The sequence below is a fragment of the Catellatospora sp. KI3 genome, assembly GCF_029948125.1.
Taxonomy (GTDB): domain Bacteria; phylum Actinomycetota; class Actinomycetes; order Mycobacteriales; family Micromonosporaceae; genus Catellatospora.
Genome location: NZ_JASAMB010000001.1, coordinates 132,504 through 155,072 on the forward strand (window position 1 = coordinate 132,504; position 22,569 = coordinate 155,072).

The window sequence follows — 22,569 nt, forward strand, 5'->3', positions numbered from 1 at the left end:
CCCAGTTCGAATCCGGCGGCACACCCCCGCCAGGTCCCCGAACCCCACGTTCCGACCCAGAAACGCCGATCTCCTTTCGAAGATCGGCGTTCAGTGTCGTTTGCTGTGGTTCGAGACCACAATCCGACCCACAACAGCGATCATTCCCACACCACCCGCAGCCCGGACCGAAAGCCGCAGCGGCGGGCGGCGGATCAGGCGGCGGCCTGCTAGGCGGCGGACTGGCCGGCGGGCTCGGAGCGGATCTCGTGGCCCACGCTGGTGAGGCAGCGGCCGCTCTTGAGGTCCCACTTCCAGCCGTGCAGCTGGCAGGTGAGCTGGTCGCCCTCGACGATGCCGAAGCGGGTGAGGTCGGCCTTGAGGTGCGGGCACCGCCGCTGGAAGGACCAGTCACCGACGGTGATGTCCTCCGCGTCGGGCCGCTGCGACTCGTACCAGCCCTCGGCGTACTGCAGGCGCTCCTCGGACAGGCACTTGAAGAACGCGTACACGAACTCGTTGTACTGCCCGATCCGCGCGGCCGAGAACCGGCAGGACAGGAACAGCGAGTTGACCCAGTCGCCCTCGTCGATGTGCAGCAGGTGCTCCACCAGCCGCCGCTCGGTACGGAACCGGTAGCGCACCTTCTCCGGCGCCCCGTCGACCAGCTCCGGCCGCCGGACCACCTTGTTCGGGAAGTCGATCATGATGGACTCGACCACCTCGGGCACGTCCTGGCCCTGGACCGGCCCGGTCAGGTCGAACCGCACCGGCCCGCCCACGCCCTGCGCCAACCGCACCGACTCCTCCAGCAGCGGCTCGATGCGCGCCCGCATCCCGGCCAGCACGTCGATCTCCGGGTGCGACCAGGACGCCTTCTCCCGCTCGATCACCACGCGCTGCCGCTCCCGGTACGCCTTGAGGTGCTCCTCCTTGGCCGCGAAGAACTCGCCCAGGTCCGGCACCGGGTGCGACGTCTCACAGCCGCCCGCGGTGATCTCGGAGACCGACCCGGGCAGCAGCACCACGCCGTTGACCCCGCCGACCTTGGCGTACTCGGCGACGAAGTCCCACTGGTCGGGGAAGATGTTGCCCTCGTCGCCGTGGATGTCGTTGAACTGCCACAGCTCGTCGTCGAGGAAGCAGGGCGGGCCCGCGATCGGGAAGACGAAGTCGGCCTTCAGGTCGTCGATGTAGCGCCAGGTGCGGTCGTACTGCCGCTCGCGCTTCTGCTTGCCGAAGGCGGTCTTGGCGGCCTGGGGCAGCTCGTAGACCATCGGATACCAGATGGCGCCGGAGAACTGCAGCATGTGCGCGTGCACGTGGCCGAGCTCGGTGAAGCGGACCAGGTCGGTGGGGCGGGCGTCGTTCTGGTTCAGCACCCGCACGCCGTCGTGCTCCACCCACAGCGACGAGTCGCCGATCGGGCCGTCGGTCGGCGAGATCAGCGCCTGGATCATGACCTTCAGGCCGCCGTCAAGCTCGTGCACCTCATCCGAGACGGTCTTGAAGAACTTCGTGAAGCCGAGCGCGCGCAGCTCGTCCTCCAGCTGCGACGTCGGGTACTCCGGCAGCAGCACGGTCGCCTTCTTCGACACGAAGCGCTTGAGGTGCGCGGCGTCGAAGTGGTCGCGGTGCAGGTGGGAGACGTAGAGGTAGTCGACGTCGCCGAGGGTGTCCCAGTCCAGCCGGGAGTTGTCCGGGAACGGGAACCACGAGGCGAAGTACGCCGGGTTCACCCACGGGTCGCACAGGATGGAGCCCGCCGCCGTGTCGATGCGCATGCTGGCGTGGCCCGTACCGGTGATCCGCACTGCTCGTTCCCCTCTCACCCGCTGGTCGTGCAGCCTTAGACGCTACCCGAGCCGGATCCGCCCCGACGCGACCGCCCAGCACCCCGTCATGCCAGACTGTGCTTGTCGCCGCCGTGGCACGCGCACGGCGAGGACGCGGACCGAGAGACAAGGAAGCAGACCGTGGCCGCACAAGAGCCGGTAACCTCACCTGACCAGCACGCGAAGACCCCGGTCAAGGCCGCCCGGATCGCGGGCGTGGTCGTGATCGTGATGCTGCTGCTGATGCTCGCCGGTAACCACCGGGGCAACGTGGAGAACATCTGGCTGATCCTCGTCGCCGGCATCCTCGCCGCCATCATGATCATCGACGCGGTGCTGCGCCGCAACGGCCTGCGCGACGAGTGAGCTGACGCGAAGAACGGCCCCGGCCGCTGACCTGGTCAGCGAACCGGGGCCGTCGTGTCTTCCGGGTCAGCGGCGGCCGACGACGATCTCGCGCACCTCGCGCAGCGCCTGCTCGACCTCGGCCTCGTAGTAGCCGCCGGGCACCAGGGCCAGCCGCGACGGGTCCAGCTCGCCCTCGTTGACCGGGCCGCCGGAGCGGCCGGACAGCGAGCCGAGCAGCCCCTCGAACAGCCGGTCCACCTGCTGCGGGTCGTAGCCGCTGCCGAAGCGGCGCAGCTGGAACGTCCGCCGGAGCTGGTCCACCCGCTGCAGCTCACCGGTGTAGGCCGGGCCCGCCGGGGCGGGCGGAGGCGGAGGCGGAGGCGTGGTGAACCCGCCGCCGCCGTACGACGAGACCGCCGGCGCCGGGGGCACCGCCCCGAACGTGCCGGTCGCCTCGCTGTCGTAGCCGCCGCGCGGGGCGCTGAACGTGCCCGTGGCGTCGTTGTCGAACCCGCCGCGCGGCGCGCTGAACGTGCCGGTGGCGTCGTTGTCGTAGCCGCCGCGCGGGGCGCCGAAGGTGCCGGTCGACTCGCTGTCGAACCCGCCGCGCTGCGGCAGGCCGCCGCCGTAGACGGGCTGCTGCCCGGTCTGCGAGCTGAACCCGGCACTCGGCCCGTACGGGTCGACGCGCGGGGGCTCGTTGCGGGGCGGCTCCGGCATCCGGGGCGGCTGCGGCCGCTCCATCCGGATCTCGCTGGTCATGTCGGCCCGGCCGTGGCCGCCGTTGAAGCCGTCGAACGCGCCGTTCTGCGGGCCGGGGGGCGGCCCCGCGAACTGCGGCTGGGGCTGCGGCACCGGCTCGTCGAAGCGCTGGTCGTAGCGCGGCATCCCGCCACCCGCGCCCACGCCCGCCGGCGAGTTGGCGTTGGGCGTGCGGGTCGGCAGCGGCGGCGGCGCGTTCATCGGCGGCGGCGGGCCCTGCGGGGCCGCCACCGGCGGCGGGGTCGGGCTCATCGCCGCGCGCAGCTCGGCACCCCGGCCGGGGCCCGACGCGCGCTCCTCGATCTCGGCGAGCTGCCGCTCGACGCGGTCCAGGTGCAGGTCGACCTGCCACTCGTCGTAACCGCCGAAGCGGACCCGGAAGACGACGTCGCGCACCTCGTGCGAGCGCACGTCCGCACCGTTCGAGGCGCCGTTGAGCGTCGCCTCGACCCGGTCCAGGAAGACGTCGACCTCGTCGACCTTGTATCCGCGGCGCACCGCGCGACGGCGGAACCGCTGACCATGAGAGCTCATGCCGATTCCCCGCTTCGCGTGGAACCGGCATGAGGCACCGTCGACTCTGCGCTCATGATTCGCTCGCTACGCTCGCTCATGCCCGGGACCTCACTCATACCGTGCTCCGTGCTCATGCCTCAACCTCGCTCGCAGCCAACTGCCCACATGCGCCGTCGATCTCACGACCACGGGTGTCACGCACCGTAGTCGGCACTCCGGCGGCGCGCAACCGCCGGACGAACTCCCGCTCCACCGGCTTGGGACTGGCGTCCCACTTGCTACCCGGTGTCGGATTGAGCGGGATGAGATTGACGTGTGCCAGCCGCCCCGACAGCAGGCGACCCAGCAGGTCGGCCCGCCACGGCTGATCGTTCACATCCCTGATCATGGCGTACTCGATGCTCACCCGGCGGCCCGTGCGGTCGGCGTAGGCCCAGGCCGCGTCGAGCACCTCGGCCACCTTCCAGCGCTGGTTCACCGGCACCAGTTCATCGCGAAGGTCATCATCAGGCGCGTGCAGCGAGAGCGCAAGGGTAACGGAGAGATCCTCATCCGCCAGCTTGCGCATCGCGGGAACCAGGCCCACGGTCGACACCGTGACGTGGCGCTGGGACAGGCCCAGGCCCTCCGGCGCGGGGCTGGTGAGCCGGCGCACCGCCGCGATGACGCGGCTGTAGTTGGCCAGCGGCTCGCCCATGCCCATGAAGACGACGTTGCTCAGGCGGCGCGGCGTCCCGTGCATCACGCCCGAGGCGGCCACGCCCGCCAGGTAGACGACCTGGTCCACGATCTCGGCGGTGGACAGGTTGCGGGTCAGGCCCGCCTGCCCGGTGGCGCAGAACGGGCAGGCCATGCCGCACCCGGCCTGGCTGGAGATGCAGACGGTCACCCGGTCGCCATACCCCATCAGCACGCTCTCGACCAGCGAGCCGTCGTGCAGCCGCCACAGCGCCTTGCGGGTGTCGCCGTCGTCGCAGGTCAACTCGCGGACGGGAGTGAGCAGTCGGGGCATCAGGTCCCCGGCCAGGCGCTCGCGCGCGGCGGCCGGGATGTCGGTCATCTTCGCCGGATCACGCTCCAGCCGCCCGAAGTAGTGCGTCGACAGCTGGCCGGCGCGGAACGGCTGCTCGCCCAGCTCGGCGACGGCGGTCCGTCGTTCGGACAGGTCGAGGTCGGCCAGGTGGCGCGGCGGCATGGACGCACGGCGCGGGTTGGCGCCGTCACCATCGGTAACTGAGATCAAGGGCAGGCTCGTCATGACCGGTCCAGTGTCCCACGTCCGTACCCGCCCGACAGCCCCCGAGGGTGCCAACCGTGCTGCTGACGGCGTTCAGCAGGCGTTCCCTGTGGCCGACCTCACCTCTGTCGGGCTTCCGTCTGTTCCGGCTCAGGCCGTCGGGACGAGCACGGACAGCAACAGGTACGCCGTCGGCACCGCGAACACGATCGAGTCCAGCCGGTCCATGATCCCGCCGTGGCCCGGCAGGATGTTGCTCATGTCCTTGATGCCGAGGTCCCGCTTCAGCAGCGACTCGGCCAGGTCGCCCAGGACCGCCGCGATCGAGACGAGCACCCCGAACAGCGCACCCCACCAGGGCGCCAGGTCCAGCAGCGCCCACAGGATCGCGGCGCTGCCCGCCGCGGTGGCCACGATGGAGCCCGCGAAGCCCTCCCAGGACTTCTTCGGGCTGATCGTCGGCGCCATCGGGTGCTTGCCGAACAGCACGCCCGCCACGAACCCGCCGGTGTCGGAGAGCACCACCGCCGCCAGCGTGGCCAGGATGCGCCACTTGCCGTCGTCGGGGGTGGTCAGCGGGGCGGCGAAGGAGAGCAGGAACGGGACGTACACGATGATCAGCGCCGCGGCGCCGATGTCGCGCTGGTAGCCCGCCGGGCCGTCGCCCATCCGCCAGACCATCGTGGCCAGCACCGTGACCAGCAGGCCGATGCTGAGCGCCTCGACCCCGGAGAACCAGGCCAGGCAAATCATCGCGGTACCGCCCGCGAGCAGCGGGATCAGCGGCGGCTTCGCCCCGGACGTGGCCAGGGCCCGGGTCATCTCCCAGACGCCCAGACCCGCCGCGGCGACCAGGATCACCAGGAAGAGCGGCTTGGCGAAGAACAGCGGGGCCAGGATGACCACGAGCAGGCCGACGGCGACGGCGATGGAGACGGGCACGTTGCGCCCGGCCCGGCCGTAGTCGCGCTTGGCCTCCTCGGCCGGCGCGGGCGCCGCCACGGGCTCCTCCCGGCGGTACCGCCGGCCGGTGGACTCGTCACCGCGGCCGGTGTCGTACCCGCGATCGGTCTCGTAGCCGCGATCGGCGTGACCGTACTCCCGGTCCGCCGCCCGGTAGCCCTGATCCGGACGCGCGCGATCGCGGTCGTCGGATCCGTGGTCGCGATCCCGCGAGTCGTAGCCGCGGTCACCGGAGCGGTAGTCCCGGCCCTCGGCGTCGTAGCCGCGGTCCCGACCCTCGGCGCGGCCGTAGCCGCGATCGGAAGGGTCGCGGTCGGCGGGGCCGTAGCCGTCGGAGGACGCGGAATACGCGTCGGGCGCGGCATCGTAGGGGTGCCGCGCCCGGGTGGCGTCGGACCGGCGAGGGTCCGGGTCGTAGGAGTGGCTCATCAGACTTCGAGCAGCTCGGCTTCCTTGTGCTTGATGAGCTCGTCGATGTGCGCGACGTACTTGCCGGTCAGATCGTCGAGCTCCTTCTCCGCGCGGCGCCCGTCGTCCTCGCCGGCCTCACCGTCCTTGACGATGCGGTCGAGCTCCTCCTTGGCCTTGCGGCGCACGTTGCGCACCGCGACCTTGGCGTCCTCGCCCTTGGCCCGCGCGATCTTGGTCATGTCGCGGCGGCGCTCCTCGGTCATCGGCGGGACCATGATGCGCAGCTGGGTACCCTCGTTGCCCGGGTTGACACCCAGGTCGGAGTCGCGGATCGCCCGCTCCATGGCGCCGATCTGCGAGGTGTCGTACGGCTTGATGATCACCATGCGGGGCTCCGGCACGCCGATCGACGCCATCTGCGGCAGCGGCGTGGGCGTGCCGTAGTAGTCGATCACGATCTTGGAGAACATCGCCGCGTTGGCCCGGCCGGTCCGGATCGCCGCGAACTCCTCCTTCGCGTGCTCGACCGCCCGGTCCATCTTCTCCTCGGCCTCGAGGAGCGTGTCGTCGATCACGGGCTTCTCCGTCTCGTCTCGGTGCTCTGTCTTCGATCATCCGCCTGCCGGCGGCGTAACGTACATCCAGCGGCGCAACCCGCCGTTACCGGGCACGTCGCCGCGCGGCCATAGGGTACCGCCCGAGCCCTGAGGGCTCGCGGAAGGTCGGCCCCGGGGGCGGGGCCGCCGGACCCTAGTCCGCCGTGATCAGGGTACCGATCTTGTCGCCGGCGACCGCGCGCACGATCGTGTCGTCGCCCTCCGCACCGAAGACCAGCATCGGCAGGCCGTTGTCGTGGCACAGGCTGAACGCGGCGGCGTCGGCCACCCGCAGGTTCTGGCGCAGCACCTCGCCGAAGGTGACCGTGTCGAGCTTCACCGCGTCGGGGTTGGTGCGCGGGTCGGCGGTGTACACGCCGTCCACGCCGTTCTTGCTCAGCAGCACCACGTCGGACCGGATCTCCAGCGCGCGCTGCGCCGAAACCGTGTCGGTGGTGAAGTACGGCATGCCGGCGCCCGCGCCGAAGATGACCACGCGGCCCTTCTCCAGGTGCCGGATCGCCCGCAGCGGGATGTACTGCTCGGCCACCTGCGCCATGGTGATGGCGGTCTGGACCCGGGTCTCGATGCCTTCCTTCTCCAGGAAGTCCTGCAGCGCCAGGCAGTTCATGACCGTGCCCAGCATGCCCATGTAGTCGGCGCGGGCCCGGTCCATGCCGCGCCGCTGCAGTTCGGCGCCGCGGAAGAAGTTGCCGCCGCCGACGACCACGGCGACCTGGATGCCGCGGCGGACCACCACCGCGATCTGGCGGGCGATCCCGGCCACGACGTCAGGATCGACGCCGACCTCGCCTCCGCCGAAGACCTCGCCCGAAAGCTTCAGCACCACCCGGTTGAACTGGTGACCCGACATCAGCGCCCCTTCTGCTGCGGTCCGCCTGCCCTCTCCCGGCAGACGATATGGCACGGGGAGGTCGTGGCGGACACCAGCAACCTCCCCGTGTTCGTGCGTATCACCCCAGGCGGGCACGAGGCCCGCCGCGGCGAGATCAGGCCTGGCCGACCTCGAACCGCTCGAAGCGGGTGACCTCGATACCGGCCTCGGCCAGCACCTGCTTGACGGTCTTCTTCTGGTCGGTGACCGACGCCTGCTCGACCAGGACGAAGTCCTTGAAGAACGAGTTCACCCGGCCCTCGATGATCTTGGGCAGGGCGGCCGCCGGCTTGCCCTCCTCGATCGCGGTCTGCTCGGCGATGCGACGCTCCGACTCGACGACCTCCGCGGGCACCTGCTCGCGGGTGACGTACTTGGGCCGCATGGCCGCGATCTGCATCGCGACGGCGCGGGCGTCGTCGGCGGCAGCCTCGTCGTTCTTGCCGCTGAACTCCACCGCGACGCCCACCTGCGGGGGCAGGTCGGCGCTCTTGCGGTGCAGGTAGACGGCGATGTCGCCATCGAGCACGGCGAAGCGGCCGACGGCCAGCTTCTCACCGATCTTGGCGGACTGGTCCTGGATCAGGTCGGCCACCGTCTGGTTGTCGATCTTGGTCGCGAAGAGCGCGTCCAGGTCGGCCGGCTTGGTGGCGGCGATGTGCGCCACCAGCTGCTCGGCCAGCGCGATGAACGCGTCGTTCTTGGCCACGAAGTCGGTCTCGCAGTTGAGCTCGAGCAGCGCGTTGCCCGAGTGGGCGACCAGACCGTTGGCGGTGGAGCGGCCGGCACGCTTGCCGACATCCTTCGCGCCCTTGACGCGGAGGATCTCCACAGCCTTGTCGAAGTCGCCCTCGGCCTCCTCGAGCGCCTTCTTGCAGTCCATCATGCCGGAGCCGGTCAGCTCACGGAGCCGCTTGACGTCTGCGGCGGAGATAGTGGACATCAGTTCCCTCTTTGGTAGAAGACTTCGCAAGTCGTACCACACGGTGCGGGCTGTTCACCCGCACCGTGTGACAGCGGGTCACTCAGCGGCGGCGGGCGCAGCCTCGGCGGCGGGGGCGGCCTCGGCCGGCTTGTCACCGGTCAGCAGCTCCTGCTCCCACTCCGCCAGCGGCTCGTCGGCCGCGACGGTGCCGGGCTCCGGCTTGACGTCGCCGCCACGGGACGCCTTGCCCGAGCGGGCGATCAGGCCGTCGGCGACCGCGGTCGCGATGACCTTGGTCAGCAGCTCGGCCGAGCGGATCGCGTCGTCGTTGCCCGGGATCGGGAAGTCGACCTCGTCCGGGTCGCAGTTGGTGTCCAGGATCGCGATCACCGGGATGCCCAGCTTGCGGGCCTCGTCGACGGCGATGTGCTCCTTCTTGGTGTCCACGATCCAGACCGCGGACGGCAGCTTCTGCATGTCCCGCAGACCACCGAGGGTCTTGGTGAGCTTGGTCTTCTCCCGCGACAGCTGCAGGGTCTCCTTCTTGGTGTACCCCGCGGCGGTGCCGGTCAGGTCGATCGACTCCAGCTCCTTCATCCGCTGCAGCCGCTTGTAGACCGTCTGGAAGTTGGTGAGCATGCCGCCCAGCCAGCGGTGGTTCACGTACGGCATGCCCACGCGCGCGGCCTGCTCGGCCACAGCCTCCTGGGCCTGCTTCTTCGTGCCGACGAACAGCACGCTGCCGCCCTCGGCGACGGTGTTGCGGACGAAGCTGTACGCCTTCTCGATGTAGTCGAGGGTCTGGCGCAGGTCGATGATGTAGATGCCGTTGCGCTCGGTGAAGATGAAGCGCTTCATCTTCGGGTTCCAACGACGGGTCTGGTGCCCGAAGTGAACGCCGCTTTCGAGCAGCTGGCGCATGCTGACAACAGCCATGTGTCTGCCTGTCTCTCGGCACGGGCGAAGGCCCGTGCGCTCCCTGGTTGTGCCGACGGCCGGCGGCCGCCGCCTGGCGCCCGGTCGTCGGCCAGGATGGGACCCACCACGGGGACCAGGGAGGCCGACGCCCAACCTGTGACAGGTGGGAGGGCGCGCGAAGTCGACCACCTAGGTGGTCGCGTTCATCCAGTGTACGCGGTGCCCCGGGTCACTCTCCCCCGGGACACCGCCCTGGCTATGCCGCCGACGCGGCGGCCAGCATGAGGGCCGCGCCGACGACCAGGTAGACCAGCGGCGTGCGCAGCCAGACCCGGGGGCCCTGGAACTGCACCGCGGTCGCCGCACCGGTGGTCAGCGCGTACAGGCCGAGGCCCAGCAGCGGGAACGCCACCAGCGCCAGCAGCGGCGCGAGCGCCCGGCCCGGCTCGACGTGGCTCAGCCCGGTGAGCAGCGAGCGCAGCATCAGCAGCCCGCCCAGACCGGCGAAGACGCCGAACGCGACGGCCAGTGCGGGGCGCTTGCTGCGGTACACGCCGTCGGACTCGGCCACCGAACGCCGCACGGCGGCGGCGTCCACGGTCTCCGTGCGCTGGCGCAGCGGCTCCGGGTCGGGGTAGGTCTGCCCGCCCATGGGCGAACCCGGCATCGGGCCGCCCATCGGCGCACCCATCGGCGCGGCCGGCATGGGCCCGGGCGGCGGGGGCAGCGGCTCGCCCGAGCGCGCCCCGCGCGGGGCGAAGTCGGGGTCCACCGGCACCGGGAAGCGGTCCCCGCCCCGGTCCCACTCGCGCTCGCGGTCCCGGCCGCGCGGGCGCTCGGCACCCCGCTCCGGGGCCCGGTCGGCGCCGCGCTCGGTACCGCGTTCAGCGCCGCGCTCGCTCAGTTCGGCCAGCGAGGCGTAGCGCGCGTCGCCCGAGCGGGGCGCGGGCACGCGGGCCTCGCCCTCGAGGTCGAAGTCGTAGCCGTACTGGTCCGAGCCCCGCCGCTCGTCGCGGCTCCCGCGGTCGTCCCGGCCGCCACGCGGCTCTCGGTAGGAACTCCAGTCGGCGAAATCGTCACGTCCGTCCACGGGCGCAAACCGTAGAGGAGAACTCGCGCCGGCGCCAACGGCCGTGAAACATCAATCACACCGTCAGGCAGAGTTCCCGCCCACCCTGCCCTCTCCCCCGCCCCCGCCCCCGCCACGTTCGTTGGTGCAGTTTCGGGGAAAGTGCAGGAATCTTGGCCGCGATTCCTGCACTTTCCCCGAAACTGCACCCTCCACCGGCGCAGGGGCGCGCGCGGCGCGTTAGCAGATGGCGGGCTTGATCGGGTGGTCGTCCCCAAGCGGGGCGGTGTCCACAGGCGAGCCGCGGCACGGCGTGCGGTGGGGGCCGTCCCGGACGCAGGGTCTGCGGCATGACGAAGGTGAGGCAGGCACTCGGGGCCTGGGGCGAACGGCTGGCGGCCGCGCACCTGGTGGCGGCGGGCATGGTGGTGCTCGACCGCAACTGGCGCGGCGCGGGCGGCGAGATCGACATCATCGCCCGCGACGGGAACGCACTGGTGTTCTGCGAGGTCAAGACCAGACGCGGCACCGTGTACGGCACACCCGCCGAGGCCGTCGGCTGGGCGAAGGTCCGCAAACTGCGACACCTGGCCACCCAGTGGCTCGCCGTCAGCGGCATCCGCCCGTCGGAGGTGCGCTTCGACGTGGTCAGCGTGCGCGCCCAGCGCGACACCGAGCCCGTCGTCGACCACATCCGCGGCGCGTTCTGAGATGAGCTACGCACGGGTGCTCTGCGCCGGGCTCGACGGCGTCACCGGCGAGCTGGTGGAGGTCGAGGCGATGCTCGCCGACGGCCTGCCTGGCGTCACCGTCACCGGGCTGCCCGACTCGGCCCTGAACGAGGCCCGCGAACGGGTCCGCGCCGCGATCACCAACTCCGGCGAGACCTGGCCGATGCGCCGGATCATCATCAACCTGTACCCGGCCGACCTGCGGAAACGAGGCTCCGGCTTCGATTTGAGCATGGCCCTGGCTGTGCTCGGCGGCACCGGCACGCTGCCGCTGGCGGCCCTGGACGGCGTGCTCGTGCTGGGCGAACTGGGGCTGGACGGCGAGGTCCGGCCGGTGCGCGGGGTGCTGCCGATGGTCGCGGCCGCCGCCCGGGCCGGCGCGGTCGAGGCGGTGGTGCCCACGGCCAACGCCGCCGAGGCCGCGCTGGTCCCCGGCGTACGGGTGTACGCCGCCGACAGCCTCGCGGCCGTCACCGCCCACATCCGGGGCATCACCGCGCTGCCCGATCCACCGCCCGTGGCCGGCCCGCCCGCCGCCGCCGAACTCGACCTGGCCGATGTGGCCGGGCAGGACATGGGGCGGCTCGCGGTCGAGGTGGCCGCCGCGGGCGGGCACCACCTGGCGCTGTTCGGGGCGCCGGGCGCGGGCAAGACGATGCTGGCGCAGCGGCTGCCGTCGCTGCTGCCGCGGCTGGACGACGGGGCGGCGCTGGAGGTGACCGCGCTGCACTCGATCGCCGGGGTGCTCGCCCCGGGGGCACCGCTGGTGCGGCGGCCGCCGTACCAGGCGCCGCACCATACCGCCTCGGTGGCGGCCCTGGTCGGCGGCGGCAGCGGGGTGCCCCGGCCGGGCGCGCTGTCGCTGGCCCACCGGGGGGTGCTGTTCCTGGACGAGGCGCCGGAGTTCACCCGGCACGCGCTGGACTCGCTGCGCCAGCCCCTGGAGGACGGGATCATCACGCTCGGGCGCTCGCGCGGCGTGGTGGCGTACCCGGCCCGGGTGCAGCTGGTGCTGGCCGCGAACCCCTGCCCCTGCGCCCGGCCCGCCGGGGACGTCGCCTGCGGCTGCACCGCGCACACCAAGCGCCGCTACCGGGGCCGGGTCTCCGGGCCGCTGCTGGACCGCATCGACATCCAGCTCGAACTGCCGCCGCTGAAGGCGGCCCACCTGTTCACCGAGTCGGCGCCGCGCGAACCGTCGCGAACCGTCGCCGCGCGGGTGGCCGACGCCCGCGCGGCGGCGGTCGCGCGCTGGGCCGCCGAGCTGGAGGTGCGTACCAACGCCGAGGTGCCCGGCACGGTGCTGCGGCGGCGGCGCTGGAAGCTGCCCGAGCCGGTCACCTGGGAGCTGCGCAAGCGCCTGGACCAGGGCGTGCTGTCGGCGCGCGGCTTCGACCGCGTGCTCCGGGTCGCCTGGACCTTGGGCGATCTGGCCGGGCTGGACCGACCCGGCAAAGAGGAGATCAACATCGCGCTGGAACTACGCAGAGGGAGCTGGCAATGACGAGCGCAGACGACCGCCTGGGCAGCGACGAGCGGCAGGTCCGCGACGCGCGGCTGGTGCTGGGCGCACTGGTCGAACCCGGTGGCAGGCAGCTGTACGAGCTGGTCCGGGCGCACGGCCCGGTGGAGGCGCTGGCCCGGCTGGCCGGCGGGGCGGTCACCGGGCCGCTGGCCGAGGCGGCGGCGGTCCGGCTCAACGGGCGCGACCCGGCCGCGATCGCGGCGGCGCTGGCCGAACGCGGTGCCCGGCTGGGCGTGCGCATCGTGACGCCGGAGTCGGCGCAGTGGCCCGCGCAGCTCGACGATCTGCGGCACATCAGCGTCGAGGGGCGCGACACGATCGACCGCGACACCTACCCGCCGCAGTGCCTGTGGGTACGCGGCCCGCACGAGCTGCACGAGGTGGCGGCCCGCTCGGTGGCCCTGGTCGGCTCGCGCGCCAACACCGTGTACGGCGCGCACGTGGCCGCGGAGTTCGGCTACGGGCTGGCCGATCGGGGTTGGACGGTGATCTCCGGCGGCGCCTACGGCATCGACGCGGTGGCGCACCGGGCGGCGCTGGCCGCGGGCGGGCTCACCGTGTCGGTGCTGGCCTGCGGGGTGGACCGGCCGTACCCGACGAGCAACAGCGCGCTGTTCGAGCAGATCGCCGAGCAGGGGCTGCTGATCAGCGAGTGGCCGCCGGGCACCGCCCCGTTCAAGGTGCGGTTCCTGGTGCGCAACCGGGTCATCGCGGCGTTGGCGCGCGGGACGGTGCTGGTCGAGGCGGCCGCGCGCAGCGGAGCCCGGCAGACGCTGCGCCGGGCGCGCCAGCTCAATCGCGCCGCGATGGCCGTGCCCGGCCCGGTGACCTCGGAGAACTCGGTCGGCTGCCACGAGGAGCTGCGCCGCGACCCGCACGAGTCGGTGCGCGCGGTCGCCTCGGTCGAGCACGTGCTGGAGGAGGTGGGCGGGGTCGGCGAGCTGGCCCCGGTGCCGCGCGGCCGGGAGCAGTCGCTGGACGCGCTCGACCCGGTGGAGCGGCAGCTGGTGGACGCGGCACCGCGCCGGGGCGCCGCCGCGGCGAGCCAGCTCGCGTACGAGGCGGGCGTGCCGCTGCGCGAGGCGCTGGCGAAGCTGCCGTCGCTGGCGCTGCGCGGGCACCTGCGCGAGCAGGCGGGCGGCTTCGCCCGGGCGTGAGGCACGAGCCGATTCGTGCGGGCGTACGGCGGGGGCGGAGCCGTAGACTCCGGGTACATGATCGACGCTTCGACCCCTCCGGAGCCGCTGCCCGGAGCACGCGAGCTGTTCGCACTGGACCCGGCGTACGCCCACTTCAACCACGGTTCGTTCGGGGCGGTGCCGCTGGCGGTAGCCCGCGCCCGGCGGGCCGTCCAGGAGGAGCACGACGCCAACCCGACCCTCTTCATCAACAAGGTGCTGCTGGACCGCGTGGACCAGGCACGCGCGCCGCTGGCGGAGTTCTGCGGCGCCGACCCCGGTCGCAGCGCGCTGGTGCCCAACGCCACCGCGGGCGCCGCGCTGGCGCTGGCCGCGCTCGACCTGGGCCCCGACGACGAGATCGTGGCCACCGACCACGGGTACAACGCGGTGAGCCTGTCCCTGGCGGAGCAGCGGCGCCGCCGGGGCGTACGGATCGTCACGGCGCCGATCGAGCTCGGGGCGTCCGACGAGGAGGCGGTCGAGGCGGTGCTGTCCCGGGTCGGGCCGCGCACCCGGCTGGTGATCGTCGACCAGATCTCCTCGGCGACCGCGCAGCTGCACCCGGTCGCCGAGATCGCGGCGCGACTGCGCGAACGCGGGGTGCCGCTGCTGGTCGACGCCGCGCACGCGCCCGGCATGCTGGACCGCCCCGCCGCCTGCGACGCCGACTTCTGGGTCGGCAACATGCACAAGTGGGCGTTCGCGCCCGGCGGCACCGCGGTGCTGCAGGTCGCCGAGCAGTGGCGGGACCGGATGGTGCCGCTGGTGGTGTCGCACGGGCAGCCCGACGGATTCCCGGCCTGCATCGAGCAGCAGGGCACCCTCGACTACAGCACCTGGCTGGCCGCCCCCGTCGGCCTGGAGGTGTTCGACCGCTACGGCGCCGACACGATCCGCCGCCACAACGCCCGGCTCGCCGCGTACGGCCAGTACGTCGTCGGACGGGCGCTGGGGCTGGACCCGGCCGGGTTCGCCGACCCGGGTCCGGGCATCAGCATGCGGGTCCTGCCGGTGCCCGCGCACGTGGCCTCCGGGCACGCCGAAGGGTCCCGCCTGCGCGCCCGCATCAGCGACGAGCTGCACGCCGAGGTGAACGTGACGTCCTGGCGCGACCGCCTCTTCGTCCGCCTCAGCGCCCAGATCTACAACCACGCCGCCGAGTACGACCGCCTCGCCGAAACCCTCCCCGCCCTCCTCCGCTGACCCACCCCACCCGCCGCGCGGAGGCGCGGAGGCGCGGAGGCGCGGAGGCGCGGCTGCAGTTTCGGGGAAAGTGCACGAATCAAGGCGCCCTTTCCAGCACTTTCCCCGAAACTGCACCGCCCGCACCGCCGGCACCGCTCGCACCGCCCGCAGCGCCCGTGGCGCCGGGCCGACCCGGCGACCCGCCCAGCGACCCGGCGGCCCAGCGATCCGGTCCGTCAGCGGGTGGGCAGGAGGCGGACGCGGGCCACGCCGAGGACGGCGAGAGGGTCCAGGTAGGCGGCGCCCCGGCGCAGGCCCCAGTGGAGGCAGGCGGCGGCCGCGCAGCCGGGGTGGCCCGGTGAGAGCGTGCCGAGCACGGCTCCGGGGCCGACCGGCTCTCCTGCCCAGACCGAGGGCTGCACGGGCTCGTACGTCGTGATGAGGCCGTCGGGATGGGTCACGCTGACGACGCCCCGCCCGGCTAGCGTGCCCGCGTAGCGGACCACTCCGGCACCGGCGGCGCGGACCGGGTCTCCCGGCTGGGCGGCGAGGTCCACTCCTCGGTGGCCGGGCAGCCACGGCTGCGGCGGCGGGTCGAACCCGCGCACCGGCCGCGGTGTGCCGTCCACCGGCCAGCGCCAGGTGCCCAGGCGGGCCACGGCGGCACGCGCGGCCGCCGGCACCGCGGACCGGAAGGTGAGAGCCTGCGGCGCGACCTCGACCGCGACGTGCGCGACGGCGGGAAGCCATCCGCTCGGTGTGGCGACCGAGGCTGGCACGGCGGCCAGAGGCGACCCAGCCGAGGCGGCGACGGAGACGGTCGCGGCAGCCATAGGCGACCGGGCTGAGGCGGCGACGGAGACGGTGGCGGCGGTCCCAGGCGACCCGGCCGAGACGGATGCGGCGGCCGGAGGCGACCCGGCGGAGGCGGCGGCCCCGGCGGAGGCGGCGGGCGCGAGTGGCAGGAGGGTGAGCAGCAGGGCGGCGGTCCGGCCCCGGCGGAGCCGGACCGTTTCGTTCGATGTCATGCAGCCGAGGCTGCTGCCTCGGGGTGCCGGGGCGCGACGGGCCGGCCCGGCCTCCTGTGGACGGCGCCCGCCTTGGGGACAGCCGCCCGATCATGCCCGCGGTGTGCTAGCCCGCCTCAGAAACCGCCCTCGGCCGGGACCGAGATGTCGGGCTTCTCCAGCTCCTCGACGTTCACGTCCTTGAACGTCATCACCCGGACGTTCTTCACGAACCGCGCGGGACGGTACATGTCCCACACCCACGCGTCGTGCATCTCGACCTCGAAGTAGACCTCTCCGTCGGAGTTGCGCACGTGCAGGTCCACCTGGTTGGCCAGGTAGAACCGGCGCTCGGTCTCCACCACGTAGGAGAATTGGCGCACGATGTCGCGATACTCCCGGTAGAGCTGCAGCTCCATGTCGGTCTCGTACTTCTCGAGATCCTCTGCGCTCATCGTTCGCCCTCCTGCGGCCACATCCTGCCGAGAAACCGTACCCCGCCGCGGCACGGCACGCGCGTTAGCCACGGACGGCGGCCGTGGGACGTCAGCCGGGTCACACCGGCACGACCGGACCGCCCGCGGCGCGCCCCCGTGGGGTAACGCCCGAACCGTCACGATCCATCGCCCGTGCGACGTTCTGGTACGAGTGCCGGTGCACCGGGCTGGGCCCGAACCGCTCCAGCGCGGCCGTGTGCTCAGCCGTGCTGTACCCCTTGTGCACCGCGAAGCCGTACTGGGGGTACACCATATCGAGCTGCGTCATGATCCGGTCACGGGACACCTTGGCGAGCACGCTCGCCGCCGCCACGCACGCCGCGACCTGGTCGCCCTTCCACACCGCCAGCCCCGGCACGCCGACCCCGTCGACGGGGAAGCCGTCGGACAGCACGTACGACGGGCGCACGGTCAGCGCGGCCAGCGCCCGGCGCATCGCGGCGAGGTTGCACACGTGCAGGCCCCGGGCGTCGATCTCGGGCGCCTCGATCACGATCACCGCGTACGCCGAGGCCACCGCGACCACCCGGTCGAAGATCCGGTCCCGGGCTGCCGCGGTGAGCAGCTTCGAGTCGGTCAGCCCCTCGATCTCGCCCCGCCGGCCCGGCGGCAGGACCGCCGCGGCGGCTACCAGCGGCCCCGCGCAGGCGCCCCGGCCCGCCTCGTCGGCGCCCGCGACGACGGCGAAGCCGCGCCGCTGCAGCGCCCGCTCCAGGGCGTAGAGGCCGCTCTCGGAGCGGAGCACCGGCCGCGTGGGGGTCAGCACCCGGCCACTCCCTGCGCGGTCAGCACCGACGGCAGCTCGACGGGGTAGTACATCTCGTCGGTCTGGCTCAGTTCGGGCACGCTCCACCAGCGGTGGCCGTCAACCGCCGCCTGCTCCACCTCGTCGAACCCGCTGGTGTCCACGCTCCAACTGTCCACCCGTACCAGGAAGAAGTCTTGTTCCTGCTGGTAGGCGACGCCGGCGAAGGTGAAGTGCGCGGTCTGCGAGTGCACGACCGGGCCCAGCCCGTCGACGGGCACAGCCAGCCCCGTCTCCTCGAACAGCTCCCGGGCCGCCGCCTGGGCCGTGGTCTCGCCGACGTCGAGCCCGCCGCCGGGGGTGAACCAGTACGACTCGTGGGGCCGGTGCGGGTCGGTGCCGTGGAACAGCAGCACCCGCTCGCGCGCGTCGACCAGCAGCACCCGTCCGGCACGCCGGAGGCGGGGCTGCTGCTGCGGCTGGGTGGACATGGTCTGCAGCCTAGTTCGTCGGCGGCGCGGCGGCGTGCCGCGCCCACGCTCAGCCGCCGGGCGTCGGCGCCGGAACGTCCTTGAACGTGTCCGGAACGGTCAGCCAGGTGCCCCGGTCGAACGGCCAGAACAGCACGAACGCCCGCCCGATCACCGAGTCCATCGGGATGGTCGCCTGCATGATGTCCTGGTTGGAGTTGTTGTAGTTGGCCAGCGAGTCGCCGGACGCCTCGCGGTGGTCGCCCATGACCCAGAGGCGCCCCTCGGGCACCACGATGTCGAACTTCTGCGGCGCCATCTTGTTGCCGGGGTACACGTACGGCTCGTCCAGCGGGTGGCCGTTGACCTGGATGCGGCCCTGCGGGTCGCAGCAGACCACGCGGTCGCCCGGGGTGCCGATGACGCGCTTGATGTAGTCCTCGTGATCGGGCGTGCTGCGCCAGCTGTCCGGCGAGACGAAGACGATGATCTCGCCCTTCTCCGGGTCGCGGAAGTCGTAGACGAGTTTGTTGACCAGCACCCGGTCGTCGACGAGCAGCGTCTGTTCCATCGAACCGGACGGGATGAAGAAGGTCTGCACCACGAACTGGCGCACCAGGAACGCCACGATGATGGCAACGCCCAGCAAGATCGGCAGTTCGCGCCAGAACGAACCCTTGCTGCTTTTGGTCTGCTCGTCAATCACGCACGGAGCCTACGCGGCGAAACTGAAAACGACGATCACCGGTGGTGTGTCCCCGGTACGGCGCACCGGCCCCGAACGGTCACGGCGCGTGCCAGGCCTGGCACGCGCCGATAATCCGCCGTAAAGGTGACAGCGCGGCGTCACGCCCCCGGCTGACGCCGGTACCGCCGGCGCAGCAGGGAGAGGCCCAGCAGGAGCGGCGCCACGACGGCCAGTTCGGTGGTCGGCACCGGGTCCGCACCCGGCGCGCCCAGCGCGGTGGTCCCCGGGGCCGGCACCTTGTCGAAGACCTCCTGGTGGGCCACGGAGCCCCAGCGGTCGAACGGAAGCGCCACCACCATCGCCTTGCCGATGACGTTGTCGATCGGCACCTGTCCCTGGCAGCGGGAGTCCTGCGAGACCAGCCGGTGGTCACCCATCACGAACAGCATCCCGGGCTCCACCGTGATCTCGTCGAACTTGCGCGAGATGCACGACTTGGCCTCGCCGCCGGACTCCAGCGGGGAGTTGCGGATGACGTACGGCTCCTCGACCGGCACCCCGTTGATGTAGATCCAGCCCTCGACGCTGCAGCAGGAGACCCGGTCGCCGGGGACGCCGATGACGCGCTTGATGAAGTCCTTCTCGCCCGGCTGGCTGATGCCGACCAGGTCGCCGACGGTGCGGCCGAGTTTGGAGAAGAAGCCCGCGTCCGGGTCGGTACGGTTCTCCGGCGCCCAGTTGTCCGGGCCGCGGAAGACGATGACCTCGCCCCGCTCGGGGTCGCGGAAGTCGTAGACCACCTTGTTCACCAGCACCCGGTCGCCGACCAGCAGCGTGTCCTCCATCGATCCCGAGGGGATGTAGAAGGCCTGCATCAGGAAGGTGCGGATGAGCACGGCCAGGCAGAACGCGACCACGAGCAGCAGCGGGAGCTCCTGCCACAGGGGCATGCCCTTGCGCCGCCCGCGACGGCGGCGCTTCGGCCATTCCTCGCCCGTGAACTCGTCTTTAGCTGCCCTGCCGGTAGGAATGAGTGCCACCACTGCCGCCGCTCGGAAGTCGACCCGCCAATGTCAGGGCGTCAGCCTAAGAGACGAGAAGCTTTTTCGGGAGACCCGATCTGGTGGATGGGCGGTAACCCGCCAAAACGTAACAAGCCGGTGACATCCGTGGATGTCACCGGCTTGCCGAAGGCTTCCGACTCAGGCGGTCTTGGCCTCGCGCAGCTCCTTGATCTTCGCCTTCTTGCCGCGAAGGTCGCGCAGGTAGTAGAGCTTGGCGCGGCGCACGTCACCGCGGCTGACCAGCTCGATCCGGTCGATCGCGGGACCGTGGATCGGGTAGGTGCGCTCCACCCCGACGCCGAAGCTCAGCTTGCGGACCGTGAAGGTCTCGCGCAGGCCCGAGCCCTGGCGGCGGATCACGACGCCCTGGAAGACCTGGATACGCGAGCGGTTGCCCTCGACGACGCGGACGTGCACCTTGAGGGTGTCACCGGCGCGGAAGGAGGGAACGTCGGCTCGCAGAGAGGCGGCGTCAAGTACGTCCAGCGTGTTCATCGCTGCATCCTTGATTCTCAGCGCACCGGTGCCGGTGCGCGTGCGGGCGGTTCTGACCCGCGCGCGACCGCGCCACGGAGGCGGATCGGCTGGGGTCCTCGTCGTCGGCCACGGCGTGACCGGCAGACGGCAGAGTCACCACCCTGAGGCGGCAACCCCTCTACTCTGCCACACCGGCCGGGCGGGCGGGAAATCCGGCCCCGTCCAGTAGAGCGAGGTCACGTTTGTCCAGCGTGGCCGGGTCGAGCGCGGCCAGCAGGTCCGGCCGCCGGGTGGCGGTGCGCAGCAGCGCCTGGTCGCGCCGCCAGCGGGCGATCCGGCCGTGGTCACCCGAGCGCAGGATCTCCGGCACGTCGTGGCCGCGCCAGCTCGCCGGCTTGGTGTAGACCGGCGTCTCCAGCAGCCCGTGCGCGTGCGACTCGTCGGCCAGCGACTCGGCGTTGCCGAGCACGCCCGGGATCAGCCGGGTCATCGCCTCCAGCATCACCAGCACCGCGACCTCGCCGCCGAACAGCACGTAGTCGCCTAGGGACACCTCGCTGACCGGCATCCGGGTGGCGGCGTGGTCGAGCACCCGCTGGTCGATGCCCTCGTACCGGCCGCAGGCGAAGACCAGGTGCGGTTCGTGGGCCAGCTCGTAAGCGGTGGCCTGGGTGAACGGGGTGCCGGCCGGGGTCGGCACCACCAGGCGCGCCCGGGTGCCCTCCGGGACCAGCTCGTCCAGCGCCTGGCCCCACGGCTCGGGCCGCATGACCATGCCCGGGCCGCCGCCGTAAGGGGTGTCGTCCACGGTGCGGTGCACGTCGTGGGTCCACCGGCGCAGATCGTGCAGGCCGAGTTCGAGCGTGCCCTGGCCGCGCGCCTTGCCGATGAGCGACAGCTCCAGCGGCGCGAAGTACTCGGGAAAGATGGTGACGACGTCGACGCGCATACCGCCGCCCCTAGAGGTCGAAGAGGCCCGCGGGCGGGTCCACCACGATGCGGCCCCCGGCCAGGTCGACCTCGGGCACGATCGCGCTCACGAACGGGATCAGCCCGGTGCGGCCGTCGGCCATTCGGACCACCAGCAGGTCCGACGCCGGGGCGTGGTCGATGCGGGTCACCTTGCCCAGCGGCTCACCGCCGACGGTGACCACGGACAGCCCGACCAGCTGGTGGTCGAGGAACTCGTCCGGGTCCTCAGGCGCGGGCACATTGGCGGAGTCGACGTTGAGCAGGGCGCTCTTGGCCAGCTCCGCCGTATCGCGGTCCGGAATCTCCGGACAGACGATGATCAGGCGTCCCTGGTGGGTGCGCACCGACTCCACGGTGAGCGTGCCCGGCAGCCCCGCCACGGCGGGCTCGACGATCAACGTCGAGCCCACCGCGAAGCGCTGCGCGGGCTCGTCGGTGCGCGGCTGGACCAGGATCTCGCCCCGGATGCCGTGCGCGCGCACGACGTGTCCGACGATCAGAAGCATCTGCTACCGGTCGCCGTCAGAACGTGTCGACGATGTCGACGCGGATGCCCTTGCCGCCGACCGAGCCGACCACCTGGCGCAGGGCACGCGCCGTCCGGCCGCCCCGACCGATGACCGTGCCGAGGTCCTCGGGGTGCACCCGAACCTCGAGCCGCGGTCCGCGGCGGTTGTCGACCAGACGCACCCGGACGTCGTCCGGGTGGTCCACGATGCCCTTGACGAGGTGCTCCAGCGCGGGCCGGAGCGCCGAGTCAGCCCTGCTGGTCGTCGCCGGCCGCAACGGCCTGCTCCTCAGCCTTGGCCTCGGTGGCCTCGACCGGCTTGTCGGCGGCCTTGGCCGCCTTCTTCGCCGGAGCGGCCTTGGCGGGCTCGAGGCCCGCGGCGGCCTGCGCGGCGGCCTCGTAGGTCGCCTTGCGGTCGGCCTTCGGCTTCGCCACCAGCAGCGGCGGCGGGGCCGGCAGGCCCTTGAACTTCTGCCAGTCGCCGGTCTTGGACAGGATGGCGATCACGGACTCGCTCGGCTGGGCGCCGACCGACAGCCAGTGCTGCACGCGGTCAGACTTGACCTCGATCACCGAAGGGTCTTCCTTCGGCTGGTAGATGCCGATGTACTCGATCGCCTTGCCGTCGCGCTTGGTGCGCGAGTCGGCGACGACGATGCGGTACTGCGGGTTGCGGATCTTGCCCATCCGCAGAAGCCGGATACGAACGGCCACGGTTTTACTCCTGTGGGATTGAGGTGAGCGCCATCGCCCCGCGTGGGGTTGCCGGGCTCCGTTGCTCGAGACATCGAAGCGCCCCGGTAGTTAGAGGGCAGCCGGAAACGCAACGAATATCAGCTGACCATTGTGCCAGACCTCCCGGCCGCCACCGCGCCCGGGCAGGCCGCGCGGCGGCGTAAGCCGCACCACACGACGAGCCGGCGCCAGGTGGCAATTGTCACGATCTTCAGACATGCCGATGCACCGATGGGGTGGAGGTCGTCGCACTCGCCCCGGCGCGGTGACGGCGATTTGCCGCAGCGCCCCCACCTGCCGATATGTCGCCTGGCCGACACCCGCCCATGG

25 protein-coding genes are annotated in these 22,569 nt (G+C 72.1%); 5 read left to right on the plus strand and 20 right to left on the minus strand.

Annotation, left to right across the window (positions count from 1 at the left end; all coding sequences use genetic code 11):
- Nucleotides 1-209: 209 nt before the first annotated feature.
- Entirely contained in the window at nt 210-1,793 is a 1,584-nt protein-coding gene (locus QEZ54_RS00590; RefSeq protein ID WP_281302439.1) for a Rieske 2Fe-2S domain-containing protein, read from the minus strand.
- 162 nt (nt 1,794-1,955) lie between these two features.
- Between QEZ54_RS00590 and QEZ54_RS00595 the strand changes: the two genes are divergently transcribed.
- Nucleotides 1,956-2,180, plus strand: a complete 225-nt coding sequence (locus tag QEZ54_RS00595; protein ID WP_281302440.1) for a DUF2631 domain-containing protein — start codon at nt 1,956-1,958, stop codon at nt 2,178-2,180.
- Nucleotides 2,181-2,246: 66 nt separating this feature from the next.
- Here QEZ54_RS00595 and QEZ54_RS00600 read toward each other — a convergent pair whose 3' ends face one another.
- The 8 genes from QEZ54_RS00600 to QEZ54_RS00635 form a co-directional block, all read right to left on the minus strand.
- Nucleotides 2,247-3,458, minus strand: coding sequence for a DivIVA domain-containing protein (locus QEZ54_RS00600; protein WP_281302441.1), 1,212 nt, complete (start codon nt 3,456-3,458; stop codon nt 2,247-2,249).
- Between the two features lie 112 nt (nt 3,459-3,570).
- Complete coding sequence (gene rlmN, locus QEZ54_RS00605; RefSeq protein ID WP_281302442.1) at nt 3,571-4,698, minus strand: 23S rRNA (adenine(2503)-C(2))-methyltransferase RlmN; 1,128 nt, start codon at nt 4,696-4,698, stop codon at nt 3,571-3,573.
- Nucleotides 4,699-4,827: 129 nt separating this feature from the next.
- A complete protein-coding gene (locus tag QEZ54_RS00610) occupies nt 4,828-6,069 on the minus strand; it encodes a phosphatidate cytidylyltransferase (protein ID WP_281302443.1) in 1,242 nt (413 codons plus the stop codon).
- A complete protein-coding gene (gene frr, locus QEZ54_RS00615) occupies nt 6,069-6,626 on the minus strand; it encodes a ribosome recycling factor (protein WP_217393740.1) in 558 nt (185 codons plus the stop codon). Before frr ends, QEZ54_RS00610 begins: the two co-directional genes overlap by 1 nt.
- Nucleotides 6,627-6,801: 175 nt before the next feature.
- Entirely contained in the window at nt 6,802-7,521 is a 720-nt protein-coding gene (pyrH, locus tag QEZ54_RS00620) for a UMP kinase (protein WP_281302444.1), read from the minus strand.
- Between the two features lie 136 nt (nt 7,522-7,657).
- On the minus strand, nt 7,658-8,485 hold the full coding sequence (tsf, locus tag QEZ54_RS00625; RefSeq protein WP_281302445.1) for a translation elongation factor Ts: 828 nt from the start codon (nt 8,483-8,485) through the stop codon (nt 7,658-7,660).
- A 78-nt stretch (nt 8,486-8,563) separates the two neighbouring features.
- Nucleotides 8,564-9,403, minus strand: a complete 840-nt coding sequence (rpsB, locus tag QEZ54_RS00630; protein ID WP_281302446.1) for a 30S ribosomal protein S2 — start codon at nt 9,401-9,403, stop codon at nt 8,564-8,566.
- A 238-nt stretch (nt 9,404-9,641) separates the two neighbouring features.
- The gene (locus QEZ54_RS00635; RefSeq protein ID WP_281302447.1) at nt 9,642-10,475 is read right to left on the minus strand and encodes a hypothetical protein; all 834 of its coding nucleotides are present in this window, start codon (nt 10,473-10,475) and stop codon (nt 9,642-9,644) included.
- 329 nt (nt 10,476-10,804) lie between these two features.
- Here QEZ54_RS00635 and QEZ54_RS00640 point away from each other — a divergent pair, with 329 nt between their 5' ends.
- Genes QEZ54_RS00640 through QEZ54_RS00655 form a run of 4 tightly spaced genes read left to right on the plus strand, consistent with a single transcriptional unit; the run spans nt 10,805 to nt 15,094 of the window.
- The gene (locus QEZ54_RS00640) at nt 10,805-11,164 is read left to right on the plus strand and encodes a YraN family protein (protein WP_281302448.1); all 360 of its coding nucleotides are present in this window, start codon (nt 10,805-10,807) and stop codon (nt 11,162-11,164) included.
- 1 nt (nt 11,165) lies between these two features.
- A complete protein-coding gene (locus tag QEZ54_RS00645) occupies nt 11,166-12,689 on the plus strand; it encodes a YifB family Mg chelatase-like AAA ATPase (RefSeq protein ID WP_281302449.1) in 1,524 nt (507 codons plus the stop codon).
- On the plus strand, nt 12,686-13,867 hold the full coding sequence (dprA, locus tag QEZ54_RS00650) for a DNA-processing protein DprA (RefSeq protein ID WP_281302450.1): 1,182 nt from the start codon (nt 12,686-12,688) through the stop codon (nt 13,865-13,867). The genes QEZ54_RS00645 and dprA overlap by 4 nt, the downstream gene beginning before the upstream one ends.
- Before the next feature lie 57 nt (nt 13,868-13,924).
- Entirely contained in the window at nt 13,925-15,094 is a 1,170-nt protein-coding gene (locus tag QEZ54_RS00655) for an aminotransferase class V-fold PLP-dependent enzyme (protein WP_281302451.1), read from the plus strand.
- Nucleotides 15,095-15,312: 218 nt separating this feature from the next.
- On the opposite strand, the gene QEZ54_RS00660 is transcribed toward QEZ54_RS00655, so the two are convergent.
- From QEZ54_RS00660 to rpsP, 11 genes are all read right to left on the minus strand, one after another.
- Nucleotides 15,313-15,909, minus strand: coding sequence for a M23 family metallopeptidase (locus QEZ54_RS00660; protein WP_281303006.1), 597 nt, complete (start codon nt 15,907-15,909; stop codon nt 15,313-15,315).
- Nucleotides 15,910-16,220: 311 nt separating this feature from the next.
- Nucleotides 16,221-16,538: a DUF2469 domain-containing protein gene (locus tag QEZ54_RS00665; RefSeq protein ID WP_217393757.1), complete on the minus strand. Its 318-nt coding sequence runs from the start codon at nt 16,536-16,538 to the stop codon at nt 16,221-16,223.
- 100 nt (nt 16,539-16,638) lie between these two features.
- Nucleotides 16,639-17,346: a ribonuclease HII gene (locus QEZ54_RS00670; RefSeq protein WP_348650496.1), complete on the minus strand. Its 708-nt coding sequence runs from the start codon at nt 17,344-17,346 to the stop codon at nt 16,639-16,641.
- Nucleotides 17,340-17,816, minus strand: a complete 477-nt coding sequence (locus QEZ54_RS00675; protein ID WP_281302452.1) for an NUDIX domain-containing protein — start codon at nt 17,814-17,816, stop codon at nt 17,340-17,342. Before QEZ54_RS00675 ends, QEZ54_RS00670 begins: the two co-directional genes overlap by 7 nt.
- A 49-nt stretch (nt 17,817-17,865) precedes the next feature.
- A complete protein-coding gene (gene lepB / locus QEZ54_RS00680) occupies nt 17,866-18,501 on the minus strand; it encodes a signal peptidase I (RefSeq protein ID WP_281302453.1) in 636 nt (211 codons plus the stop codon).
- A 140-nt stretch (nt 18,502-18,641) separates the two neighbouring features.
- Nucleotides 18,642-19,433 carry a signal peptidase I gene (gene lepB / locus QEZ54_RS00685; protein WP_281302454.1) on the minus strand — a complete coding sequence of 264 codons (792 nt, stop codon included), beginning with the start codon at nt 19,431-19,433 and terminating at the stop codon, nt 18,642-18,644.
- A gap of 252 nt (nt 19,434-19,685) precedes the next feature.
- A complete protein-coding gene (gene rplS, locus QEZ54_RS00690; protein WP_281302455.1) occupies nt 19,686-20,042 on the minus strand; it encodes a 50S ribosomal protein L19 in 357 nt (118 codons plus the stop codon).
- A 160-nt stretch (nt 20,043-20,202) separates the two neighbouring features.
- Nucleotides 20,203-20,973 carry a tRNA (guanosine(37)-N1)-methyltransferase TrmD gene (gene trmD, locus QEZ54_RS00695; RefSeq protein WP_281302456.1) on the minus strand — a complete coding sequence of 257 codons (771 nt, stop codon included), beginning with the start codon at nt 20,971-20,973 and terminating at the stop codon, nt 20,203-20,205.
- Between the two features lie 10 nt (nt 20,974-20,983).
- The gene (gene rimM / locus QEZ54_RS00700) at nt 20,984-21,502 is read right to left on the minus strand and encodes a ribosome maturation factor RimM (RefSeq protein ID WP_281302457.1); all 519 of its coding nucleotides are present in this window, start codon (nt 21,500-21,502) and stop codon (nt 20,984-20,986) included.
- Nucleotides 21,503-21,518: 16 nt separating this feature from the next.
- Entirely contained in the window at nt 21,519-21,782 is a 264-nt protein-coding gene (locus QEZ54_RS00705) for an RNA-binding protein (RefSeq protein ID WP_281302458.1), read from the minus strand.
- Nucleotides 21,754-22,218, minus strand: coding sequence for a 30S ribosomal protein S16 (gene rpsP / locus QEZ54_RS00710; RefSeq protein ID WP_281302459.1), 465 nt, complete (start codon nt 22,216-22,218; stop codon nt 21,754-21,756). Before rpsP ends, QEZ54_RS00705 begins: the two co-directional genes overlap by 29 nt.
- Nucleotides 22,219-22,569: the final 351 nt, after the last annotated feature.